17 protein-coding genes are annotated in these 16,469 nt (G+C 65.4%); 11 read left to right on the top strand and 6 right to left on the bottom strand.

The features are described from left to right. Positions 1 to 96 precede the first annotated feature (96 nt). The 4 genes from pdxH to SMA01S_RS20320 all read left to right on the top strand — a co-directional run bounded on the left by pdxH (position 97) and on the right by SMA01S_RS20320 (position 2,964). Complete coding sequence (gene pdxH / locus SMA01S_RS20335; RefSeq protein WP_066826767.1) at positions 97 to 678, top strand: pyridoxamine 5'-phosphate oxidase; 582 nt, start codon at positions 97 to 99, stop codon at positions 676 to 678. Then, positions 678 to 1,625, top strand: a complete 948-nt coding sequence (locus tag SMA01S_RS20330; RefSeq protein ID WP_066826771.1) for a cation diffusion facilitator family transporter — start codon at positions 678 to 680, stop codon at positions 1,623 to 1,625. The genes pdxH and SMA01S_RS20330 overlap by 1 nt, the downstream gene beginning before the upstream one ends. A 10-nt stretch (positions 1,626 to 1,635) precedes the next feature. Further along, positions 1,636 to 2,433, top strand: a complete 798-nt coding sequence (locus SMA01S_RS20325) for a PhzF family phenazine biosynthesis protein (protein WP_066826765.1) — start codon at positions 1,636 to 1,638, stop codon at positions 2,431 to 2,433. Between the two features lie 123 nt (positions 2,434 to 2,556). Then, the gene (locus SMA01S_RS20320) at positions 2,557 to 2,964 is read left to right on the top strand and encodes an acyl-CoA thioesterase (protein ID WP_281179202.1); all 408 of its coding nucleotides are present in this window, start codon (positions 2,557 to 2,559) and stop codon (positions 2,962 to 2,964) included. A 6-nt stretch (positions 2,965 to 2,970) separates the two neighbouring features. Here SMA01S_RS20320 and mnmA read toward each other — a convergent pair whose 3' ends face one another. Next, entirely contained in the window at positions 2,971 to 4,083 is a 1,113-nt protein-coding gene (gene mnmA / locus SMA01S_RS20315; RefSeq protein WP_066826763.1) for a tRNA 2-thiouridine(34) synthase MnmA, read from the bottom strand. A 152-nt stretch (positions 4,084 to 4,235) separates the two neighbouring features. On the opposite strand from mnmA, the gene SMA01S_RS20310 reads away from it, so the two are divergent. From SMA01S_RS20310 to SMA01S_RS20295, 4 genes are all read left to right on the top strand, one after another. After that, positions 4,236 to 4,463, top strand: coding sequence for a hypothetical protein (locus SMA01S_RS20310; protein WP_066826761.1), 228 nt, complete (start codon positions 4,236 to 4,238; stop codon positions 4,461 to 4,463). Between the two features lie 103 nt (positions 4,464 to 4,566). Next, the gene (gene sciP, locus SMA01S_RS20305; protein ID WP_066588249.1) at positions 4,567 to 4,866 is read left to right on the top strand and encodes a CtrA inhibitor SciP; all 300 of its coding nucleotides are present in this window, start codon (positions 4,567 to 4,569) and stop codon (positions 4,864 to 4,866) included. Positions 4,867 to 4,968: 102 nt separating this feature from the next. Beyond that, entirely contained in the window at positions 4,969 to 5,241 is a 273-nt protein-coding gene (locus tag SMA01S_RS20300; protein WP_066826759.1) for a GlsB/YeaQ/YmgE family stress response membrane protein, read from the top strand. A gap of 18 nt (positions 5,242 to 5,259) precedes the next feature. After that, positions 5,260 to 5,514 carry a GlsB/YeaQ/YmgE family stress response membrane protein gene (locus tag SMA01S_RS20295; protein WP_066826757.1) on the top strand — a complete coding sequence of 85 codons (255 nt, stop codon included), beginning with the start codon at positions 5,260 to 5,262 and terminating at the stop codon, positions 5,512 to 5,514. A 69-nt stretch (positions 5,515 to 5,583) separates the two neighbouring features. Here the strand turns inward: SMA01S_RS20295 and SMA01S_RS20290 are convergent, their stop codons facing one another. Both SMA01S_RS20290 and SMA01S_RS20285 read right to left on the bottom strand, forming a co-directional pair. Further along, complete coding sequence (locus SMA01S_RS20290; RefSeq protein WP_066826755.1) at positions 5,584 to 6,309, bottom strand: SIMPL domain-containing protein; 726 nt, start codon at positions 6,307 to 6,309, stop codon at positions 5,584 to 5,586. Positions 6,310 to 6,406: 97 nt separating this feature from the next. After that, positions 6,407 to 6,667, bottom strand: a complete 261-nt coding sequence (locus tag SMA01S_RS20285) for a GlsB/YeaQ/YmgE family stress response membrane protein (protein WP_066826753.1) — start codon at positions 6,665 to 6,667, stop codon at positions 6,407 to 6,409. A gap of 239 nt (positions 6,668 to 6,906) precedes the next feature. Between SMA01S_RS20285 and SMA01S_RS20280 the strand changes: the two genes are divergently transcribed. The 3 genes from SMA01S_RS20280 to SMA01S_RS20270 are packed head-to-tail and all read left to right on the top strand — an operon-like array spanning position 6,907 to position 12,577. Then, positions 6,907 to 8,085: an efflux RND transporter periplasmic adaptor subunit gene (locus SMA01S_RS20280; RefSeq protein WP_066826749.1), complete on the top strand. Its 1,179-nt coding sequence runs from the start codon at positions 6,907 to 6,909 to the stop codon at positions 8,083 to 8,085. 13 nt (positions 8,086 to 8,098) lie between these two features. After that, entirely contained in the window at positions 8,099 to 11,251 is a 3,153-nt protein-coding gene (locus SMA01S_RS20275; protein WP_066826748.1) for an efflux RND transporter permease subunit, read from the top strand. A 57-nt stretch (positions 11,252 to 11,308) separates the two neighbouring features. Continuing rightward, positions 11,309 to 12,577: a DUF445 domain-containing protein gene (locus tag SMA01S_RS20270; RefSeq protein ID WP_066826747.1), complete on the top strand. Its 1,269-nt coding sequence runs from the start codon at positions 11,309 to 11,311 to the stop codon at positions 12,575 to 12,577. A 41-nt stretch (positions 12,578 to 12,618) separates the two neighbouring features. Here SMA01S_RS20270 and SMA01S_RS20265 read toward each other — a convergent pair whose 3' ends face one another. The 3 genes from SMA01S_RS20265 to SMA01S_RS20255 all read right to left on the bottom strand — a co-directional run bounded on the left by SMA01S_RS20265 (position 12,619) and on the right by SMA01S_RS20255 (position 16,421). After that, a complete protein-coding gene (locus tag SMA01S_RS20265) occupies positions 12,619 to 13,284 on the bottom strand; it encodes an HAD family hydrolase (protein WP_174543172.1) in 666 nt (221 codons plus the stop codon). A gap of 82 nt (positions 13,285 to 13,366) precedes the next feature. Next, on the bottom strand, positions 13,367 to 14,932 hold the full coding sequence (locus tag SMA01S_RS20260) for a DUF4139 domain-containing protein (RefSeq protein ID WP_066826743.1): 1,566 nt from the start codon (positions 14,930 to 14,932) through the stop codon (positions 13,367 to 13,369). Positions 14,933 to 14,948: 16 nt separating this feature from the next. Next, positions 14,949 to 16,421, bottom strand: a complete 1,473-nt coding sequence (locus SMA01S_RS20255) for a DUF4139 domain-containing protein (protein ID WP_066826741.1) — start codon at positions 16,419 to 16,421, stop codon at positions 14,949 to 14,951. Between the last annotated feature and the right edge of the window lie 48 nt (positions 16,422 to 16,469).

Genomic DNA, 16,469 nt, shown 5'->3' with positions numbered 1-16,469 from the left:
GGGCCATATATATCATCATTCACGGCCCGCCCCCTCCACCGCGCTATCGCGCGGTCCCCCTCCCCGTCCCGGGGAGGATCGGCTAAAGGCCCGTTCATGACCACCGACCCCTTCGCCCTGTTCGACACCTGGTTCGCCGAAGCGCGCGAGAGCGAGCCCAACGATTCGAACGCGATGGCGCTCGCCACCGCAGATGCCGACGGCCGTCCGTCGGTGCGGATGGTGCTGCTCAAGGGGCACGGTCCCGACGGCTTCGTGTTCTACACCAACCGAGAGAGCCGCAAGGCGGGCGAGATGACGGCCAATCCGCATGCCGCTTTGCTCTTTCACTGGAAGTCGCGGCGCCGGCAGATCCGCATCGAAGGCAGCCTTAGCCTGGCCTCGGACGCCGAATCGGACGCCTATTTCGCCAGCCGCGCGCGCGATTCGCAACTCGGCGCCTGGGCATCGGACCAGTCGCGTCCGCTCGACGCGCGCGAGACGTTCGAAGCACGCTACGAGCAGGCGAAGGCGCGGTTCGAGGGCCAGGATGTGCCGCGTCCGCCGCATTGGGGTGGTTATCGCCTGACCCCGACCCATATCGAATTCTGGCAGGACCGTGCGCATCGCCTCCACGAGCGGCGTGTGTTCGACCTTGCTGGCGACGGGACCTGGTCCGAAGGACTGCTCTACCCATGATGACCGAGAGCGAACGCCGTCGCATCATTCCCTTCGCGATCCGCGCCGCGCTGGCCAGCGTGGCGATGGCGTTGTTCCTGCTCGCGCTCAAAAGCTATGCGGCCTATTCGACCGGGTCAGTCGCGATGCTGGGCAGCCTGGCGGATACCGGGCTCGACTTGCTGGCCAGTTTGGTCACCCTTTACGGCGTCAAGATCGCCGCCGAGCCCGCCGATCACGACCATCGCTTCGGCCATGGCAAGGCGGAAGCGCTGGCCGCGCTGTTTCAGGTTGGGCTGATCACGCTGTCCGCCGCCGGCATCGCCTGGCGCGCGATCCTCAAGTTCGGCGACAATAGCCAGACCGCCGAAGCCGAATTCGGGATCGGCGTGTCGATCGTCGCGATCCTCGCCACGTTCGCGCTGCTCGCCTACCAGCGCAGCATCATCCGCAAGACCGGATCGGTCGCGATCATGGCGGACAAGGTCCATTACCAATCCGACCTGTTCCTCAACCTGTCGGTGATCGTCGCGATCGTGCTCGACCAATATGTCGGCCTGCGCGGCGCCGACCCGGTGTTCGGCATCATCATCGCGGCCTGGCTCGCCTGGGGCGCGTTCCAGGCGTCGTCGACCGCGATCGACCAGTTGATGGACAAGGAATGGTCCGAGGAGCAGCGCAGATCGTTCATCGAGGTCGCAGCGCGGCAGGAGGGACTGAAGGGCATCCACGATTTCCGCACGCGGCGGGCAGGCAGCCATGATTTCGCGCAGTTTCACATGGAAGTGAGCCGCGACCTGACTGTCGCGCAATCGCACCAGATCGTCGAACGGGTGGAGAATGCGTTGCACAAGGCTTTCCCCAAAGTCGAGGTGTTGATCCATGTCGATCCAGAAGGACATGTCGATACCGACAACCCGCTGGTCGAGGCCGACGTGACGCCGCACTGGTTCGGCAAGCGCATCTGAGGAGACGCCAATGAGGTTACCGATCGCGCAGATCGACGCATTCGCGCGCCACGCGTTCGAGGGCAATCCGGCGGCAGTGATGCCGCTCGACCGCTGGCTCGAGGACGATGTGCTGCAGAAGATCGCCGCGGAGAACAATCTGTCGGAAACGGCCTTTCTGGTCGCGTCGGACGATGACGGCGCCGATTTCGACCTGCGCTGGTTCACGCCAGCGGTCGAAGTGGTGATGTGCGGTCACGCGACGCTGGCGAGCGGGCATTTCATCTTGTCGTCGGACCCGGATCGCGAGCGTATCCGGTTCCGCACGCGCAAGGCCGGGATGCTCGAGGTCGCGCGGGCCGGCGGCATCTACGAACTCGCGCTGCCGGCCTGGGTGCCGTCGCCCAAGCCGCTGCCCGACATCGTCGCGGGACTGGGCATCGAGCGCGCGGTCGAAACCCTGTGGCACGAACATCGCTATGCGCTGATCGTGCTGGAAAATGCCGATCAGGTGCGCGCGCTCACGCCCGATTTCCGCGCGCTGGCGGCGGGCGGCGACCTGCTCACCATCGCAACCGCGCCGGGCGATGAGACCGACATCATCAGCCGCGCCTTCGCGCCCGGCGGCGGGATCGACGAGGATCCGGTGACCGGATCCGCGCACGCGGTCGCGGTGCCCTATTGGGCGAAGCGGCTTGGGCGCGACAAATTCACTGCTTTTCAAGCGAGTACCCGGGGCGGGTATCTCGACTGCCGGCTGGAGGGGGACCGCGTGATTCTGGGTGGGAATTGCGTGACGGTGCTGGAAGGGACGTTTTTGCTGGGCTGACCAAAAGATCCTCCCCGACACTGGGAGGAATTTTTCCGCCCGCGTTTCGATCGCGCTTTCCGTAGCGTCCGCTCATTACCCGGAAAGTTCGCTATTTTTCGCCGCAAGCACTATATTCTCCATGTGACCGACCATGCCCTCCCGCACGATTTTCCGATCGGCATCGACCCCGCCGACATCGACTTCATGGGGCACGTCAACAATGCGTCCTATCTGAAGTGGGTGCAGGACGCGGTGCTGAGCCATTGGCAGAAGATCGCGCCCGCAGACGCCGTCGCCAGCCTGCTCTGGGTCGCGCTCAAGCACGAGATCACCTATCGCAAGCCGACCTTCCTCGACGACGAGGTGATCGCCACCGTCCTGCTCGAGAAGGTCCAGGGCGCGCGCGCTTTCTATCAGACGGTCATCCACCGCGGCGAGGAAGTGCTGGCCGAGGTCAAATCGAGCTGGTGCTGCATCGACGCCCAAACGCTCCGCCCCGCGCGGCTGGCGTCGAGCGTGATCGAGCGGTTCTTTCCGAAAGGCGAATAGCGGCAATCAGGCTGCGAGCGCTGCTTCCACCGCCTGCGTTTCCTCGATCCAGCCGCCACCGAGCACACGGTCGCCGGCATAGAGCGCCGCCGCCTGTCCCGGCGCGACGCCATATTCGGGGCTGTCGAACAGCACCCGGTCGCCGACGAGCCGCGCAGGGACGGGCTTGGCGAGGCTTCGCACCTTGGCGGTGATCGGGCCGTGATAATCGCCACCCAGCCAGTTGATGTCGGACAGCCGCGCCGAGGCGACGCCGAGCGCGGCACGCGGCCCGACGATGACGCGCCGCGTCGCCGGATCGAGGCGGACGACGTAGAGCGGCTCGGGGCTGCCGCCGATCTCCAGCCCGCGGCGCTGGCCGATGGTGAAGTGGATCAGCCCTTTATGCTCGCCGAGCTTGCGGCCCGCGAGATCGACGATATCGCCGCCGGCTTCCGACTCGGGCCGCAACTTCTTGACCAGGCTCGCATAATCGCCGTCGGGAACGAAGCAGATATCCTGGCTGTCGGGCTTTGCGGCGACGCCCAAACCCAGTTCGGCGGCAAGCTCGCGGACGCGCGGCTTGGGTAGCCCACCGAGCGGAAAGCGCAGGAAATCGAGCTGATCGCGCGTCGTCGCGAACAGGAAATAGCTCTGATCGCGCGCCGGGTCTGCGGCGCGATGAAGTTCGGCGCCCTCGGGGCCAACGACACGGCGGACATAGTGGCCGGTGGCCAGGCAATCGGCGCCGAGGTCGCGCGCGAGTCGGAACAGATCGGTGAACTTGGGACCCATGTTGCAGCGGACACAGGGAATCGGCGTGCGTCCGGCGACATATTCATCGGCGAACTGATCGATCACCGCGTCGCGGAACGCGCTTTCATGATCATGGACATAATGCGCGATGCCGAGCCGGTCGCACACCGCGCGCGCGTCGCGGATGTCGCGCCCGGCGCAGCAGCTGCCCGCGCGTCCGACCGCTTCGCCATGATCGTAGAGCTGGAGCGTGATGCCGATCGTCTCCGCGCCCGACCGCGCGGCGAGCGCGGCCACGACAGACGAATCGACTCCGCCCGACATGGCGACGACGATGCGCTTGCCCGACAGATCGGGGCCCAGTTGGAAATCGGTTTCGGTCATTGCTTGTGCCGCGCTCAATAGGGATGCCGGCCCGCTTTGCCTAGGGAACCCGCGCGCTGTGCGAGGTTAAGCTCCCGCGAACGCCGTATTTACCGACCTTTAGGGCAAAGTGGGTAGACCCTCGATTCTGTTGAAACGCGGGTGAGTAAAGCGTGGACCTGAGTTATCTGAGATTCGATCACGATGCGTCGGTCGCGGTGTTGCCACCCGACCTGGCCGTGCTGATGGTCGGCATCTCGGCGCGCCAGGCAGCGAGCCCGACCGCGCTCATTCAGACTCGGCAATTTCCGCGAGTGATTGAATCCTCGGTCTTCTTCCCACCCTCCGGCGCGTTCGACGCGCAAGTCGCCGCGCGGATCGCGGATTGGGGCCAAGAATGAAGGGCGTGTTTACCTAGACGCTTCAAACGATGTTCAAGTCCGGCCGCTAACGGTCGTTTTAGCCAAAGTGAGTGGGGGCCCCCCGCCCCAATCGAGGTAGTGAATGATTGAGAACCAGAAAATACGCCCGGCAAAGGTGATCGGCCCCCTCGGGGAACCGCTGACTCTCGAGACGCTGCCTCCGGCGGACACGACGCGTTGGGTCGTGCGCCGCAAGGCCGAGGTCGTGGCGGCGGTCAATGGCGGCCTGCTGAGCGTCGACGAAGTATGTGACCGGTACAATCTCACGGTCGAGGAATTCGCCGGCTGGCAGCGCGCGATCGATCGTTCGGGCATGCCCGGACTGCGCGTGACGCGCATCCAGCATTATAAGAGCCTCTACGAACGCCAGCAGAAATACTGACCGGCCGCCCCCGTTCAAAACGGGGGCGGAACATTTATTCCCTCTGAAGAGTCGTAACCCCAAGACCGACCGTATCGGCTCGCGTCGAATAGGAGGGTTGCGATGTACTGGATTCTTTTGATCATCATCGGAGGCGTGATCGGCTGGCTGGCCAGTATCGTCATGCGCACCGATGCCCAGCAGGGCCTTATTCTCAATATTGTCGTCGGCATCGTCGGGTCGTTCATCGGCAATTATCTGCTGGCCCCGCTCTTCCCCGGCAGCGGATCGATCGCCAGTTGGCCGCCGTCAATCGGTGCACTGGTCGCCGCATTCGTCGGTGCGGTGGTCCTGCTGCTCCTCCTCAATCTTATCAACCGCGGTCGCGCACGATAACTGGCGGGAGATCGGCACATGCTTGAGAACATCATCATCTGGCTGGTCGTCGGCGGCCTCGCGGGTTGGCTGGCCAGCCTGGTCGTGCGCGGCGGCGGATCGGGAATCGTCGTCAATGTCGTCGTTGGCATCATCGGCGCGGCCATCGCCGGATGGTTGTTCGGCGCCGGGATCAACGAAGCGATCTCGATCCAGACGTTCATCTATTCGGTGGTCGGCGCAATCATCCTGCTGGCGATCCTATCTTTGATCAACCGTGGCAGGTTTCGCTAGCGTCGCAAGAAGCAGACACGTGACGGCAATAGAGGGGCCGCTCCCGCATCGGGAGCGGCCCCTTTTTTGTCACTTGAGCAGGAAGCGCACCGTGATCGTCACGGTGACGTCGCTCTCGCCCGGCATCACCTGGGTATCCGCGGCCTTGGCGGCGGCCATGCGATAGACCGGCATCGGCGGCGGTGGCCCGGCAATCTCTCCGCCTTCGGCGATCGTCAGGATGCGCGACACCGACAGGCCCGCCGCTTTGGCATAAAGCTGCGCGCGCGCCTGGGCACGCTTGACCGCGTCGACTCGCGCTTCGTCGAGCGCCGCATCGGGCTGGTCGAGCGAGAGATTCGGTCCATCGATCTGATTGGCACCTTGCGCCACCAATGCATCGAGAATCTGGCCGGACTTGGCGATGTCGCGGAAGCGGATCGAGACGGTGTTGGTCGCCTGGTAGCCGGTGATCACCGGCGGCTTGTTGTCTTCGTAGCGATATTGCGGCTGCAGCGAGACATTGGCGGTCGCGATATCGCGCGGCTGGATTCCCGCTCGCTTCAACGCCGACAGGACCGCGCTCATGCGATTGGCGTTGTCCGACAACGCCGCCGCTGCGGTCGCCGCCTGGGTGACGACGCCGGCGCGGATCGTCGCCAGATCGGGAACCCGCGTCGTCTTTCCGGTTGCGGTGACGTCGAGCAGTGTCCCGTCCGGGATCATCGCCGGAGCGACGGGCATCGTCTGAGCGAGCGCGGGAGCGACCGCGATCGATGACAGGGTGATGACGGCAGCAGTGGCAAGCAAACGCATATGTCCTCCAGACATGACAGATTATTCCGTCCTCGGCGGCCGTGCCACAGGGCGGACTACACCAACCTGAACGAGGCCGCGGCCTTACACGACCCCCCTAGACGCGGCGATTGACCACCAGCCGGTACAAGGCGAGCAGCACGATCGCGCCGGCGGTTGCCGCCGCGTAATTCTGCCAGCCACCGACCAAGGTCCAGTTCATCGTCTGCGCGACAAAGCCGGCCAGCAAGGCGCCGGCGATGCCGATCAGGATCGTGACGATGAACCCGCCGGGATCCTTGCCCGGCATGACGAACTTGCCCAATATGCCGGCGACAAGGCCGATCAGCAGCCATCCCAGAATCGATCTTTCGGGCATCGAACTTCCCTCCTTTCCGCCTTTTTAATCGGCGGTGCCGCATCGTCCGCCCAAAGCGCCGGCAAATGCAACCGTTTCCGACACGAAATAGCGTTACCGATTGCGATTCGGGGCCGAAAAGGACATTATAAGAGTAGCGCACCGAGCCTCTTGAGGTCGGTGCTTTATTTCTATAATACAGTTCCAACGGAGGCCCTGATGGTGCCTCAATGACAGGGCACATGGGGATCGTGGCTGACATGAATTACGAGTCGAGCGGCATGTACGCGCTCACCGACGAAACCGCGACGCCGCGGCGTCGCTGGCTGATCCTGGCCGGTGTTGCCGCGATCATCGTCGTGCTGATCGCCGCCTTCTTCATGATGCGCCCGGCCGCCAAGCCCGCGGCGGGAACCGGCGGCACGACCGCCAGCGGCGCGCCCGCGGACCAGATGCCGACCGTGTCGGTGGGGTCGCCGGGAAGCAACTCGGTCGACCGCATGGTGTCGGCGACGGGCTCGCTCGCCGCGCGGGTCGATATGCCTGTCGGCGTCGCCGGCGAAGGCGGCCGGGTGACCGCGGTGCTGGTACAGCCGGGCCAATGGGTCGCCGCGGGCCAGACCCTCGCGACCGTCGACCGCTCTGTCCAGGTACAGACCGCCAGCAGCCTTGCCGCCTCGATCGCGGTGGCCAAGTCGGACGCCGATATCGCCCTCAGCGAATATAACCGCGCCAAGGCGCTGGTCGACCGCGGCTTCATCTCCAAGGCCGATCTCGAACGCAAGGGAGCGACGCTCGCGGCAGCCAATGCCCGGGTGAAGGTCGCGCAGGCGCAGCTCGCCGAGACTCAGGCACGCAACGGCCGGCTCGATATCCGCGCTCCGGCCGCCGGCCTGGTGCTGGCGCGCATGGTCGAACCCGGCCAGATCGTCAGCTCGGGCTCGGGCACGTTGTTCCGCATGGCCAAGGGTGGCGAGATGGAGCTCAGGGCCGAAGTGGCCGAGGGCGACATCAAGGGCATCTCGGTCGGCTCGCGCGCCCAAGTGACGCCGGTCGGCGGCAGCCAGTCGTTCGCCGGCCAGGTGTGGCAGTTGCCCCCGGTCATCGATCCGCAGTCTCGCCGCGGTATCGTCCGCATCGCGATCCCGTTCGACGCCACGTTGCGCCCCGGCGGCTTCGCCTCGGCGACGATCTACGGCGGCGCGAACACGTCGCCGATCCTGCCGAACTCGGCGATCCAGACCGACGCGACCGGCAATTTCGTCTATATCCTGGGCAAGGACGACAAGGTCGAGCGCCGCGCGATCAAGACCGGTGAAGTCACCGACCGCGGCGTCGCGATCGTCCAGGGCCTGACCGGCAATGAGCGCGTGGTGTTGTCGGCGGGCGCGTTCCTGAGTCCTGGCCAGAAGGTCAAGCCACAGCTGCGCAAGCTTTGAAGAGGACGTTCGCATGAGCTTCCGCAACATATCCGCCTGGTCGATCCGCAATCCGGTCCCCAGTCTCGTCCTGTTCTTCATGCTGACGGTGGCGGGGCTCGTCAGCTTCGCCACGATGCAGGTCAACAACGATCCGGACATCGACTTTCCGGTCGTGATCGTTTCGGTCAGCCAGCCAGGCGCCGCGCCGACCGAACTCGAAAACCAGGTTACGCAGAAGGTCGAGGCGGCGGTCCGCAGTCTGTCGGGAATCGATGAGATCAACTCGAACGTGACCGAAGGCAATTCGGTCACCATCGTCCAGCTCGATATCGGCACGCCGATCGACCGCGCCGTCGAGGACGTGCGCAGCGCGCTGCAACAGATTCGCGGCAACCTGCCCGACGGCATCCTCGAGCCGCAGGTCGAACGCGCCAACACCACCGGCAACGACCTCGCCAACTATGCCGCGATTTCGACCGACATGACGATCGAGCAGCTGAGCTGGTACATCGACAATACCGTCACCAAGGAATTGCAGTCGGTGTCGGGCATGGCGACGGTCGAACGCAATGGCGGCGTCAGCCGCGAGATCCGCGTCAAGCTCGACCCCGACAAGCTGCAGTCGCTCGGCCTGACCGCCAGCCAGGTCAACGCCCAGCTGCGTCAGGTCAACATGAACGCCGCGGGCGGCCGCGCCGAGATTGCGGGCTCCGAACAGACCGTGCGCGTGCTCGGCAACGCCAAGGACGCCTATGCGCTCGGCCAGACGCAGATTTCGGTCGGTGGTGGCCGCATGGTGCGCCTGACCGACATCGCGACCGTGGTCGACCAGTTCGCCGAACAGCGCTCAGCGTCGCAGCTCAACGGCGCCCAGGTCATCTCGTTCGACTTCCAGCGTGCCAAGGGCGCGTCGGACGTCACCGTCTTCCATGGCGCCGAGAAGAAGCTCGCCGACCTCGAAAAGAAGAACCCCAAGGTCAAGTTCAAGCTGATCTTCAACAACGTCCAATATGCCGAGATGCAATATCACTCGGCGATGGAGGCGATGTACGAAGGCGCGGGCCTGGCCGTCCTCGTCGTGTTCCTGTTCCTGCGCGACTGGCGCGCGACCGCGATCTCAGCGCTGGCCATCCCGCTATCGGCGATTCCGACCTTCTTCGTGATGCAGCAACTGGGCTTCACGCTCAACCAGATGACCTTGCTCGCCTTGAGCCTGGTCGCCGGCGTGCTGGTCGACGACGCGATCGTCGAGATCGAGAACATCGTCCGACACATGCGCATGGGTAAGACCGCCTATCAGGCCGCGATCGACGCCGCCGACGAGATCGGCCTCGCGGTGCTCGCGACGACCATGTCGATCGTCGCGGTGTTCCTGCCGGTCGGCCTGATGCCGGGCGTGTCGGGTCAGTTCTTCAAGAATTTCGGCCTGACCGTCGTCGCCTCGGTGCTGATGTCGCTGGCCGTCGCGCGTCTGCTGACGCCGATGATCGCGGCCTATTTCCTCAAGGCCAAGGGCCATGCCTCGCATGGCGAAGGCCGGATGATGAACTGGTATATGGCGGCGTTGCGCTGGACGCTGCGCCACCGCTGGTCGTCGATCGTGGCGGGCGCGACGGCACTGGCGATGACGGTGTTCTTCTTCGCCATCCTGCCGCAATCGTTCCAGCCCGATCAGGATCAGGACGCATCGACGGCGAGCATCGAAATGGTGCCCGGCACGACCCTGGCCCAGACTCAGGCGGTGGTCGACAAAGTCGCGGCCATCCTCAAGAAGCAGCCCCAGGTCGAAGACGTCTATTCGCGCGCCTTCGTCGGCAACGGCCGCGTGACCGCAATCTTCAAGAAGGACAAGGATCTCAAGAGCGTCCAGTTCGAGCGTCAGCTGGCGCCGACCCTGGCCGCGATCCCCGACGCGCGCGTCTCGTTCCGCTCGCAGCAGGGCTGGGGATCCAGTGGGCGCGACCTCACCATCGTGCTGGGCGGCGACGATCCCAAATTGTTGACCTCGACCGCGCAGACGATCGTGCAGCAATTGTCGAAACTGAAATCGGTCACCGCGCCGCGCATCCAGGGCGATCTGCAACAGCCGGAACTGGTGGTCAGCCCGCGGTTCGACCTCGCCGCCAATCTCGGCGTAACCACCCAGGCGCTGTCGAGCGCGGTCCGCCTCGCGACCTTGGGCGACATCGATCAGAACAAGGCGAAATTCTCGCTGAGCGATCGCCAGGTGCCGATCACCGTCGCGCTCGAACAATCGGCGCGCTCGCGGATGTCGACGATCGAGAACATCCCGGTATCGACGATCAATGGCGGCTCGGTGCCGCTGTCGACCGTTGCCGATATCGGCTTCGGCGCCAGTCCGTCGAAGATCGAGCGCGTCCAGTTGCAGCGCCAGCTAACGATCGGCGCCGATCTGGGGCTCAACCCCAAGACCGGCAAGCCGTTGGTGTCGGGCCAGGCGTGGAAGGAAATCAACGCGCTGCCGATCATGCAGCATCTGCCCAACGGCGTGCAGCAGCTGACGCTCGGTCAGGCCAAGTGGCAGGCCGAGATGATCAACAACTTCCTGGTCGCCGTGGTGGCCGGCGTGTTCCTGGTGTTCGCCGTGCTGGTGCTGCTCTATCGCCGCGTCCTGCCGCCGTTCGTCAACATGGGCTCGCTGCTGCTGGCGCCGTTGGGCGGCCTGATCGCCTTGTGGATCGCCGGTCAGCCGATCTCGATGCCGGTCTATATCGGCTTGCTGATGCTGATCGGTATCGTCGCCAAGAATTCGATCCTGCTGATCGACTTCGCGCTGGAAGAGATGAGCAAGGGCGTGCCCAGCCTGGCCGCGATCGAGGATGCCGGTCACAAGCGCGCTCAGCCGATCGTCATGACCACGGTCGCGATGGTCGCGGGCATGGTGCCGACCGCCGTGTCGCTGTCGGGCGATGCGTCGTGGCGCGCGCCCATGGGCATCGTCGTGATCGGCGGTCTGATCCTGTCGACCGCGCTGACATTGCTGATCGTGCCGGCCAGCTTCAGCCTGGCGATCGGTATCGAGGAATGGGCCGGACCGTGGCTGCGCCGCGTGCTGCTGACCTATCGTCCCGGCGACGATACCAGGCCGGTGCTCGACCATCCCGATGCGCCCAAGCCGATCGGCTATGATCATGGCGAACACGGGCCGCAACCGGCCGAATGATCACCGGGCGTATAAGTAGGACTTGAACAATCCCGGCTTTGGGGGATTGTTTCGGGTATGAAGCTGGCGCGACTGTCCGTTCCCGGCCCGACCGCCGCGCCACCTGCCCTGAGGCGGATGCGGCTGGTCGCGACCGCGCTGTTGGTTGCAATGGCCGCGCTGTATCTGGTCGCGCGCGCGCTGGGCGATCGTCACCCCGTTTGGGGATTCGTCCGCGCCTTTGCCGAGGCGGCGATGGTCGGCGGGCTGGCCGATTGGTTCGCGGTCACCGCCTTGTTCCGCCACCCGCTCGGCTTGCCGATCCCGCACACCGCGATCGTGCCGAGGAACAAGGACCGGATCGGCGACACGCTCGCCCAATTCCTGCGCGATAATTTCCTGATCCCGCGCGTCGTAGCGCGGCGCATGCAGCGCGTGGACGTTGCCGGTGCCGCCGGCCGCTGGCTCGCCAGTCCCAAGGGAGCGAGCGAAGGCCGGCTGAGGCGCGGGGCGTCCCGCCTGGCCGCCGACATGCTCGAGTCGCTCGACCAGGAACGGCTCGGCGGGATGGTGCGGACGACTTTGGCGCAACGCCTGCGCTCGCTCAAAATCTCGCCGTTGCTGGGCAACGCCCTGAGCGCCGCTATCGCCGAAAACCGCCACGTGCCCCTGCTCGACGGGATCATCAAATGGGCGGCCAAGGTGCTCTCGGCCAACGAGCCGGTGATCCGCGCGATGGTGCATGAGCGCGCCGGATCGCTGATGCGCTGGACCGGGCTCGACGAGACCCTGGCCAACAAGATCATCGCCGGGCTCGACGGCATGATCCAGGACATGGCGTCGCAACCTGACCACCCGTTGCGCGCCAAGGCCGAGGAAGGCCTGGCGCAGCTCGCGCATGACCTGCAATTCGACCCGGCGATGCGCGAGCGGGTCGAGGGATTCAAAGCGGAGATGCTCGACAATCCGGCACTGTCGGACTGGTGGCAGGGCATCTGGGAGCAGATGCGCGGCGCCATGCTGAAGATCGCGCGCGATCCCGATGCGATGATGGCCGGGCGGTTCGGTGAGGCACTCCACCAACTCGGCACGACGCTGCAGGAGGATCCCGAGCTCGCCAGCACGATCAACCGTTTCGCGCGCCGCGCCGCGGTCGGCGCTGCGGCCGATTACGGGGACGCGATCGTTCGATTGGTGTCGGAAACGGTGCGTGGATGGGACGCGCAGACGATCACGCGGCGGCTGGAGAATGCGGTGGGGCGCGACCTGCAATATATCCGCATCAACGGCACATTGGTCGGCGGGCTGGTCGGGCTCGTCATCCATGCGGTGGATGTGCTGCTTTAGGGTATCGCCACTCCCCTCTCGCCAAGCAGCGAGAACCGACTCTACCGCCAGCGCAGCACGGCCCAACCCTTCTCCCGGGCCAGCGCGAGCAACGGCGCGTGCGGATTGACCGCGAAGGCCTCGTCCGCCCAGTCGAGCGTCGGGGCGTCGGACACATGATCCGAATAGAAACGGACATGCGCATCGGCGCGCGCAATCCCCTCGCGCGCCATCCACGCCTCGATCATACGAAGCTTGGCGTCGCCGTAGCAATTCTCACCCGCGATGCGCGGCCGCAGGCGGCCATGCTCGAGCGTCGATGGCGTCGCGATGACGTCGGTGATGCCCAAGGCGGCGGCAATCGGACGGACGTAGAAATCATAGGAGGCGGTCGCCATCACCACGCGATAGCCGGCTGCACGATCGGCAGCGATTCGCGCGCGCGCATCGTCCCACACCTTTCCGGTGACGATGTTGGAGGCGAAGCGCCCGGCCACGCGTTCGACCGCGGCGGTTGCGGCCCCCTGCCCCATCACCAACCGCTGGGTCATTTCCTTCAACCGCGCGCGATCGATGCGCTTGCCGAGATAGAGCGCGGCTGGCGCGGCGCTGGCCGCCAGCGCCGCGAACCGCCACGGCCGTCGCCTGGCCCAGGCGCGGAGGAACGGCATCCAGGTCGGCGATCGGGTGATCGTCTTGTCCATGTCGTAGATGGCGAGGCGTTGCATCATTTTGCCTTAGCCGCGAATTCAGCCAGCTGAAACGGTCCGCCATTTCTACCCGACGGCATCTGAGCAAAGCTGGAATATCCTACCGTTTGCGATCGTCGCGAACCGCATAGGATAGGGTCGCGGTGCCGTTGGCCGGAACCACGGTCATCCAGAAAGACGCGCCGTCCTTCCTCCCCAGCCGGCCGCTCGACCGCGCCATCTTCTCGTAATCGTAGAGATGGATCTTGGCCTCGTAGGTCACCGGCCAGGGCTGGTCGTTGGTGACAGTCAGCACGTAGGCGGTGGTGCGGTCGTCGGGGCGGCGGCGTGTTCCCACCACCTGCGCCGATACGCTTTGCGGCCGGCCCATGCGGAATTCGACCACCTCGTCCACGGCCTTGTCGTCGATCGCCGATTCGCCGACCAGCAGCATCTGTCCGCCCACGTCGCTGAAGACCGCGGCCTTGCCCGCCGGCATCGCGGCGCCGAGCCCGTTCGCGGCATTGTTCTTGCCGCGCAGCAGCAAAGCCGTCTGCGTATTCTCGCGCACGATATCGCTGACATAGACCGGCGCGAGTTTGACGCCGGGCTTGTTCATCAGCCCAACCTGCTTCTGCGATTGCGAGGCGACGGTGACGCGGGTGGGGAAGCGGTAGAGCTTGAGGTCACCGAGTTCCTCCGCAATTGCCATCTTCGCCTCCGCCATCATGCCCGCGGCGACGCGATTACCGGTGACGATGATGTCCATCGCCGGCGCCACCGGTGCAGGCGGCGGCGGCGGAGGCGGGGGTCCGCCCCGGGCGGCGAAGCGCTCCCTGGTGTACAGATCATATTCCGGCAGCGGCCAGCATTGCAGTGGCAGATAGCTCGCCGAGGCGAAGTTGCGCGGGCCGTAATTGCTGTTCGCGACGCGATTGATCTTGCCCGCGACGACCTGGGTATCGGCGTCGACGAAGCTGGTGACGTCGGTCGATGCGAGCGTGATCCATGCGAACAGATCGGCGCTTTGTCCGTTGTTGCGCATCGCGATGACATAATCCGCCTGCCAGTCGAACCCGCCCGACAGATAGGACAAGGTCAACGTCACCTGGCGCTGGGCCTTCGCCGTCGTCTTCACCGACAATGTCGGCTTGGCCGACAAGCCTTCAGGTACGCCATCATAGACGATTGCCTCGGGCAGACCGGAACATCTGAGGTCGCCATAGGCACCACCGAACTGGAGCACCGCCGCACCATCGGCCGAGGAGCGCAACGTCGCCTGCAGCAATTGCGCCTTGCCCGTCGCGGGATTGGTGCGACGGACGAGGACGCGGCGACCCAGCGCGCGGTCGAACAGCGAGCGCGGCGACAGCAGATTGGCGTCGAGATTCTTCTCCTCGACTCCGTCGGGCAGTCCCGACACGAGGGCGCTCTCGGGCAGGATATTGCCCGCGACGCCTTCGAACCGGATCACTGCGGGCCCGGCCGGAATGGTGACGGTGCGCGTCTCGGTGATCAGCGCGAAGCCTTGCGGATAGGAACGGTTGATCGCGCTCTGCGTGCCGCGGTTAGGGTCGCGATAGAGCGTGACCGAGACCTTGTCGGGGCCGGCGGACGTGACGACCGTCTGCGCGCGCGCCGGCAACGCGCCGGCCAGCACGAGCAGCAGCAGCAAGGCGGCGCGCATCGCGCGGACCCCGTCGTCAGTACCGAGTGTCGAACGCGACGGTCAGTACGGTCGAGCCGTTGGCCGGCACCGTCACATGCCACAGCCGCTCGTCGAGCGACCGTTGCTCGCCCTTGATCGATTCGCTCGAGACGCGGGTGTCGTGCCAATAGCTGCGGTCGAGCCCGGCCTGGACCAGGTCGACGGTCACCGGCTCGGGCCGCGCGTTGGTCACCGTGTAGCTCATCGTCGTCCGCCAATAGGTGACTTCGTCCTCGCGCTCGACCGTGGTCGGCTTGCCGCCGTCGATCGAGATGCGGAATTTCTCGGTCCGCTCCCATTCGCCGCTGTTGATCTTCTCGCGTTTGTCGACCGCCGGCTTGACTTTGACGTCGAACGCCTCGCCGGTGCGGATCGCCAGGGTCGATCCCATCGGCGTATGGTCGATCCGATTCTCGCCGATGAATTGCGGCTGGCCCTTGGCGTCGCGGATATAGACGCGGACCGTGCCCGCGGGCAGCGCGTCACCCAACCCGCCATCCTTCGAGCTCGAGAAGCTCAGCACCGTGGCGGCGCTGACGGGATCGCTCGACGATCCGTACCAGTCGTTGCGATATTGATAGAGCTTCTTCGCCGGCACGCCGCCGACCGACAGGAAGCTGACCTGCTTCTGCTGGTTGGGCGCGATCGTGATCCGGTGCCCGACCGGATAGAGGTAGAAGTCGCCCAGCCGCGCCCGCCTGGCGTTCTCGGTGCCCGGAAGGGTTCCGGGGGCCATGCCGGCATTGCCGCCGCGCCCTTGCCCCGGCGCTCCCGCGACCAGCACCGTATCGGCGTTGGTGAAGGCGACATTGTTGTCATTGCGGAGCGTCACCCAGCCCTGAACGTCGATCGTGCTCTTCGCTTCATCGAACAAGGCGACATAATCGGCATTCCAGCCGAGCCCGGTGGTCAAATAGCTGAGCGTCGCCGGCCGCGTACCGCCGCCGCTGGCATCGAGCGAGATCGACAGGGTCGGCCGCGCGCGCAGATTGGGCGGCAGCGAATCATAGACCACGCGCACCGGCAGCCCGTCGTCGCGCAGCACCTCGATATTGCTGCCGATCTGCAGCACCACGCCGCCATTGGTCGCCAGCACTTTGGCCCGCTCGCGCGTCTCGGCACCGGTCGCGGGATTGGTGCGGACCAGTGTGATGGTCTGGCCGACCGCTTTCTGGATCAACGCGCTCGGCGACAACAGGTCGTAATCGAAATTCTGCTCGAGGATCGATGCGCCATCGACCGACAGCCGCACCGTCTCCGGCCGGATGCGATCGGAGACGTCGGGGAATTCCTGGCGATTGACGCCATTGGCCAGGGTCAGCCGCCGCGTGTCCTGCACCAGCGCCTGGCCATTGTTATAGATCGTAACCGAGACATCGCCCTGCGCCGAGGGCTGCGGCGCGGTCTGCGCCAGGGCGGCGCCGGGCGCCAGCAACAAGACCGAAACCGCCAGTACGCGCATCTTCATCCCCTTGTCTTGTTTGGGACGAAGCTAGCGTGTTGGGCGGTGAACGGA

Origin of the sequence: Sphingomonas mali NBRC 15500 (assembly GCF_001598415.1) — a bacterium.
Lineage (GTDB): Bacteria > Pseudomonadota > Alphaproteobacteria > Sphingomonadales > Sphingomonadaceae > Sphingomonas > Sphingomonas mali.
Note: the sequence above shows the minus strand (reverse complement) of the source record. Positions and strands in the feature narration are given on the sequence as shown.